The sequence below is a fragment of the Variovorax sp. P4_D9 genome (assembly GCF_056401695.1).
The window spans coordinates 1-4,331 of record NZ_JBFUIU010000739.1; the positions used below are offsets into that span (position 1 = coordinate 1).

Consider the following 4,331-nt stretch of genomic DNA (forward strand, 5'->3'; position numbering starts at 1 on the left):
CTTCCAGCCCGCGCAGGGCCTTCTGGAACGACTCCTGGAAGGTGCGGCCCATGGCCATCACCTCACCGACCGACTTCATCTGCGTCGTCAGGCGCGAATCGGCCTGCGGGAATTTCTCGAAGGCGAAGCGCGGGATCTTGGTGACCACGTAGTCGATGCTGGGCTCGAAGCTCGCGGGCGTGGCGCCGCCAGTGATCTCGTTTCGCAGTTCGTCGAGCGTGTAGCCGACCGCCAGCTTGGCCGCCACCTTGGCGATCGGGAAGCCGGTCGCCTTCGAGGCCAGTGCCGACGAACGCGACACGCGCGGGTTCATCTCGATCACGACCATCCGGCCGTCCTTCGGATTGATCGAGAACTGCACGTTCGAGCCGCCGGTGTCGACACCGATCTCGCGCAGCACGGCCAGCGAGGCGTTGCGGAGAATCTGGTATTCCTTGTCGGACAGGGTCTGCGCGGGCGCCACGGTGATCGAGTCGCCGGTGTGCACGCCCATCGGGTCGAGATTCTCGATCGAGCAGACGATGATGCAGTTGTCGGCCTTGTCGCGCACGACCTCCATCTCGTACTCTTTCCAGCCGAGCAGCGACTCTTCGATCAGCAGCTCGTTGGTCGGGGATGCTTCGAGGCCGCGCTTGCAGATGGTGTCGAACTCTTCGGGGTTGTAGGCAATGCCGCCGCCGGTGCCGCCGAGCGTGAAGCTGGGGCGGATCACGACCGGGAAGCCAACGGTCTTTTGCACGGCCCAGGCCTCGTCGAGCGAGTGAGCGATGCCCGAACGCGCGGAGCCGAGGCCGATCTTGGTCATCGCGTCCTTGAACTTGAGGCGGTCCTCGGCCTTGTCGATGGCTTCGGGCGTGGCGCCGATCAGCTCGACCTTGTACTTGTCGAGCACGCCGTTGCGCCACRGGTCGAGCGCGCAGTTGAGCGCGGTCTGGCCGCCCATGGTCGGCAGGATCGCGTCGGGACGTTCCTTGGCGATGATCTTCTCGACCGTCTGCCAGGTGATCGGCTCGATGTAAATGACGTCGGCCGTGGCCGGGTCGGTCATGATCGTCGCCGGATTGCTGTTGATCAGGATGACCTTGTAGCCCTCCTCGCGCAGCGCCTTGCAGGCCTGCACGCCGGAGTAGTCGAACTCGCAGGCCTGGCCGATGATGATCGGGCCGGCGCCGATGATGAGGATGCTCTTCAGATCTGTGCGCTTAGGCATTCTTCTGTCCTTCTTTGTGACTTTGCATGAGTGCCGTGAAGCGGTCGAACAGGTAGCCGATGTCATGCGGGCCGGGCGAGGCCTCGGGGTGGCCCTGAAAGCAGAACGCGGGCTTGTCGGTGCGGGCCAGGCCCTGCAGCGTGTTGTCGAACAGGCTGATGTGCGTCGGGCGCAGATTGGCCGGCAGGCTCTTCTCGTCGACCGCGAAGCCGTGGTTCTGGCTCGTGATGCTGACGCGGCCGTTGTCCAGGTCCTTCACGGGATGGTTGGCGCCGTGGTGGCCGAACTTCATCTTGAAAGTCTTGGCGCCCGAAGCGAGCGCCATGATCTGGTGGCCCAGGCAGATGCCGAAGGTCGGGATGCCGGTGTCGATCAGTTCCTTGACCGCCGCGATCGCGTAGTCGCAGGGCTCCGGGTCGCCCGGGCCGTTGGCCAGGAAGATGCCGTCGGGACGCAGCTTGAGCACGTCGGCCGCCGGCGTCTGCGCCGGCACCACCGTGATGCGCGCGCCGCGCTGGGCGATCATGCGCAGGATGTTCTTCTTGACGCCGTAGTCGAACGCGACGACGTGGAACTTGGGCGTGATCTGCACGCCGTAGCCCGAGCCGAGCTTCCACTCGGTCTGGGTCCATTCGTAGGTTTCCTTGACCGACACCACGCGGGCGAGGTCGAGGCCGGCCATGCTTGGCACTGCCTTGGCGGCGGCCACGGCCTTGTCGATCAGCGCCTGGCTGACATCCTCACCTGCGGCCAGGCCGAGGATGCAGCCGTTCTGGGCACCGTTCGTGCGCAGGTGGCGGGTCAGCTTGCGGGTGTCGATGTCGGCGATCGCGACCGTCTTGCCGCGCACCAGGTAGTCGCTCAGCGTGGCGGTGTGGCGGAAGTTCGACGCCACCAGCGGCAGGTCCTTGATGATCAGGCCGGCGGCATGGATCTTGTCGGACTCGATGTCTTCCTCGTTGACGCCGTAATTGCCGATGTGCGGATACGTGAGGGTCACGATCTGTTGGCAATAGCTCGGGTCGGTCAGGATTTCCTGGTAACCGGTCATGGCGGTGTTGAACACCACTTCGCCGGTCGTGGCGCCGGTGGCGCCGATCGAGTTGCCTAGAAAGACCGTGCCGTCTGCAAGCGCCAGGATGGCGGGCGGGAATTTTCCCTTGAGAGACAAAAGCACTGGGATCTCCGGATGGATGACGCCCAAAGCGAACCCAAGTCGTCAAGAAACGTGAACCTGACTATGGGCTGCGACTTTCGTCGAGGAGTTGGCTTGCGTGCGCTGAGGGCGGGGTGTGAGCGGGAAAGCCCTTGATTATAGCCGTGAGCGGCCTACGAATCCGCCCCGGCAGCACTTGCATACAAGCAGATCGCGGCGGCAGCGGCGACGTTCAGCGACTCTTCCCCACCGGGCTGGGCGATCCTGACGTGGCGCGACGCCCTGGCCTCGAGCGCAGCGGACACGCCCTGCCCTTCGTGCCCCATCAGCCAGGCACAGGGAAACGGCAGTCGCGCGCGATGCAGCCAGTCGCCGCGGTGTGAACTTGTGGCGATCCAGGGCACCTCGAGCGCATCGAGCGCCTCGATCTCGACCCCTTCGATCAGCCGAAGGCCGAAGTGGGCCCCCATTCCGGCGCGCAGCACCTTGGGCGCCCACAGCGCCGCCGTGCCCTTGAGCGCGATGACCTGGGTGAAGCCGAAGGCGGCGGCGCTGCGCAGGATCGAGCCGACATTGCCGGCGTCCTGCAGGCGGTCGAGCACCACCGTGGGCGCCAAGGGCTCGACGCTCTGACGCGCCGGCAGGTCGAGGACGAATCCCATCGGCGCCGGCGATTCGAGCCCGCTGACGCCCGCCAGCAGCGCATCGGGCAGAACCACGGTCCTGGGTGCCGCATCGGCCCATTCATGGCGCGCCGTCGCCCACAGCGATTCGGCGAACACCGCGACCGCCGGCCGGACGCCGCGCTCGCGCGCCGCGCGGCAGAGGTGATCGCCTTCGAGCCAGACCCGGCCGGCCTTCCGGTAGCCGCCCGGATCATGCGCCAGCTTGCGCAGTTCCTTGAGCAGCGGGTTGTCCYTCGACGTGACGTGACTGAGCTCTTCGGCGCTCACCAAGGATCTCCGCCGAGGCTCGCCGATTCCTGCTCAGGGTTCGCCATCCGCGCCAGTGCTGCGGCGACCGGGCTGAAAGACTTGCGGTGGTGCACGCAGGCCCCATGGCGCAGCAGCGCCTCGAGGTGTTCGGGCGTGCCATAGCCCTTGTGGCCCGCGAAGCCGTAGTGCGGAAACTCGGCGTGCAGGTCCTCGCAGAGCCGGTCGCGATGCACCTTGGCCAGGATCGAGGCGGCCGAGATCGCCTTGATCCGCGCATCGCCCCCGACAATCGCCTCGGCCAGCACGTTGAGCGTCGGCAGCCGGTTGCCGTCGACCAGCACCTTGACCGGCTTCAGCCGCAGGCCCTCGACCGCGCGGCGCATGGCCAGCATCGTCGCCTGCAAGATGTTGTGGGTATCGATCTCCTCGACGCTGGCCTGCGCGACCGAGCAGCACAGCGCCTTGGCGAGGATCTGATCGTGCAGGCGCTCGCGCTGCAGCGCGGTCAGCGTCTTCGAATCGGCTAGGCCGCGGATCGGCCGCTGGTCGTCGAGGATCACCGCCGCGGCCACCACCGGCCCGGCCAGCGGACCGCGGCCCGCCTCATCGACGCCGGCCATCAGGCCCGGGCCGTCCCACAGGAGCCTGGCCTGCTCAGCCTTCAAGAACTTTCTGGATCGCATCGGCGCACAGTGTCGGCGTATCGCGCAGCAATTCTGCGTGCATCGCGCAAAAACGTTGTTGCAAGGCGTGAACCTTCTCCGGCGAGGCGAGCCAGGCCAGCGTGGCCTCGGCCAGCGCCTGCGGAGTGGCCGCGTCCTGGAGCACTTCGGGCACCACGAACTCGCGGCTCAGGATGTTTGGCAGGCCGACCCAGGGCTGCAACTGCTTGCGCTGCATCACCAGGCGCCAGGTCAGGGAATTGACGCGGTAGGAGATCACCATCGGCCGCTTGAAGAGCGCCGCCTCGAGCGTCGCGGTGCCGCTGGCGATCAGCGTCACGTCGCAGGCGGCCAGCGCCGTGTGGGAC

The 4,331-nt window shown here is 66.6% G+C and carries 4 protein-coding genes and 1 pseudogene; all 5 read right to left on the minus strand.

The window, feature by feature from the left end; translation table 11 throughout:
* The coding region (carB, locus tag AC1DY5_RS43985; protein ID WP_478120706.1) for a carbamoyl-phosphate synthase large subunit at nt 1–1,210 on the minus strand (1,210 nt) is incomplete at its 3' end.
* Complete coding sequence (carA, locus tag AC1DY5_RS43990) at nt 1,203–2,387, minus strand: glutamine-hydrolyzing carbamoyl-phosphate synthase small subunit (RefSeq protein WP_478120707.1); 1,185 nt, start codon at nt 2,385–2,387, stop codon at nt 1,203–1,205. The genes carB and carA, both read right to left, overlap by 8 nt.
* A gap of 152 nt (nt 2,388–2,539) precedes the next feature.
* Complete coding sequence (locus AC1DY5_RS43995) at nt 2,540–3,319, minus strand: TrmH family RNA methyltransferase (protein ID WP_478120708.1); 780 nt, start codon at nt 3,317–3,319, stop codon at nt 2,540–2,542.
* Nucleotides 3,316–3,984 carry a ribonuclease HII gene (gene rnhB, locus AC1DY5_RS44000; RefSeq protein ID WP_478120709.1) on the minus strand — a complete coding sequence of 223 codons (669 nt, stop codon included), beginning with the start codon at nt 3,982–3,984 and terminating at the stop codon, nt 3,316–3,318. The genes AC1DY5_RS43995 and rnhB overlap by 4 nt, the downstream gene beginning before the upstream one ends.
* Nucleotides 3,956–4,331: pseudogene (locus AC1DY5_RS44005) on the minus strand (lipid-A-disaccharide synthase); the annotation flags it as partial. The pseudogene AC1DY5_RS44005 and the gene rnhB, both read right to left, overlap by 29 nt.

What these genes read in the sequence shown, in the direction of transcription:
- rnhB (WP_478120709.1), bottom strand. Translation starts at nt 3,984, where the DNA reads ATGCGATCCAGAAAGTTCTTGAAGGCTGAGCAGGCCAGGCTCCTGTGG.